We start from the raw sequence: 1,958 nt of genomic DNA on the forward strand, positions 1-1,958 counted from the left end.
ATGCCGCTCGCCGAGCCGCCGACCTCGATGTTGAGGCGTTCCTCGACGATGTCGATGATCTCGTCGACGACGAGGCCCATGGAGCGGCCGTCATCGGCGAACACCAGGATCGGCTGGGCGCCCTGGCTCGCAATGGTGACGCCGTCCATGGCCACCAGCGGCATCAGCTGCTCGCGGTACTGCACCATGTAGCGGCCGTTCGAGAACTCGATCTTGTCGGCGGGGAGCTCTTCCAGGCGCGTGACGAGGCCGAGCGGGACCGCCTTGGGCTGGGCCGAGCCGGCACGGAACACCAGGAGCGAGGTGGTCTGCTCGCCCGAGCCGATGTGGTGCGCGGCATTGTCGTCGGCCATGTCATGGGCCGAGGAGCCGGCGGCGCCGAGCGCCTTGGCAATGCCGTTGGGATCGATGATCATGATGACGGCGCCATCGCCCAGAATGGTGTTGCCGGAGAACATGTCGATGTGACGGAGCTTGGTCGACATCGGCTTCACGACGATTTCTTCCGTATGGAACACGCCGTCGACGACGATGCCGAAGGTCTGGCTGCCGACCTGCGTCACCACGATGAAGCCGTTCTCGGGATCGGAGGCCGCGCCGTCGTCGATCTTGAGCAGCTTCTTGAGGTGGATCAGCGGCAGCAGCTTGTTGCGCAACCGAAGCACCGCGGTGTCCTTGATGCGCTCGATGCGGTGCTCGGAGTTGGCGCGGGCGCGCACCAGCTCGACCACCGAGAGCTGCGGAATGGCGAAGCGGTCACCGGCAGCTTCCACGATCAGCGCCGAGACGATCGCCAGGGTCAGCGGGATCTTGATGGTGACGGAAGAGCCCTCGCCGGCCACCGACTTGATGTCGATGGTGCCGCCGATCTGGTCGATATTGGTGCGGACCACGTCCATGCCGACGCCGCGGCCCGAGACCGAGGTGATGGCGGCCGCGGTCGAGAAGCCCGGCGCGAAGATGAACTTGTGGATCTGGGCTTCGCTCATCTTCTCGAGCTCGGCCTCGGTGACGAGACCGCTCGAGATCGCCTTGGCCTTGATCTTCTCGGTGTTGAGGCCTCTGCCGTTGTCGGCGATGCAGATGATGATGTGGCCGCCCTCGTGATAGGCGGAGAGACGGATGGTGCCCTGCTCGCCCTTGCCTGATGCAAGGCGCTCGGCCGGGGTCTCCAGGCCATGATCGGCGGAGTTGCGCACCATGTGGGTGAGCGGGTCCTTGATCAGGTCGAGCACCTGGCGGTCGAGCTCGGTGTCGGCGCCGTGCATCTCCAATTCGATCTGCTTGCCGAGTTCGGATGACAGATCGCGGACGATGCGGGGCAGCTTCTGCCAGGCATTGCCGATCGGCTGCATGCGCGTCTTCATGACGCCTTCCTGCAGCTCGGCGGTGACGTTGGAGAGGCGCTGCAGCGGCACCTTGAACTCGGTGTCCTCGTTGCGCCTCGAGATCTCCAGCAGCTGGTTGCGGGTCAGCACCAGCTCGGAGACCATGGTCATCAGGTGCTCCAGCGTATCCACGTTGACGCGGATCGACTGGTTGGCGATGCTGGCGCCTTCGCCGGCCCCCTCGTCGGCCATCGACTTCTTCGGCGCGGCCTTCTCCTTGGGCGCCTTGGTCTCCTTCGGCGCTGCAGCCGCCGGCGCCGGCTCGGCCTTCACCTCCACCTTGGCCACCGGCACGGGCGCCTCGATCGCGGTCTCGCGGAAGGCGCGCTCGAGTTCGTCGAGCGAGACTTCGCCCGGACGCAAGGGGCGCTCCAGCGTCTGCTCGATCAGCGTGCCCGTGGTCATCTCCTTGGCGGGCGCAGCGGCGACGGGTGCTTCCGGCACCAGCGGCGGGGCTTCGGCAATAGGAGCAGCAGCGCCGGCAGCCGGCATCGGCTGCGCCGAGCCTGACATTGCGGCCATGCCCTGCTCGACCATCGCCTCCAGCTTGTCGATGAGATCGCGGTCGTT

General features: G+C 66.3%; 1 protein-coding gene. It reads right to left on the reverse strand.

All coding sequences use genetic code 11. The annotated features are described in order from the left end of the window. Nucleotides 1-1,958, reverse strand: a 1,958-nt coding sequence (locus tag BM374_RS37685; RefSeq protein WP_143270363.1) for a chemotaxis protein CheA, incomplete at both ends; no start/stop codon positions are given.

Origin of the sequence: Bradyrhizobium sp. Ghvi (assembly GCF_900115265.1) — a bacterium.
Lineage (GTDB): Bacteria > Pseudomonadota > Alphaproteobacteria > Rhizobiales > Xanthobacteraceae > Bradyrhizobium.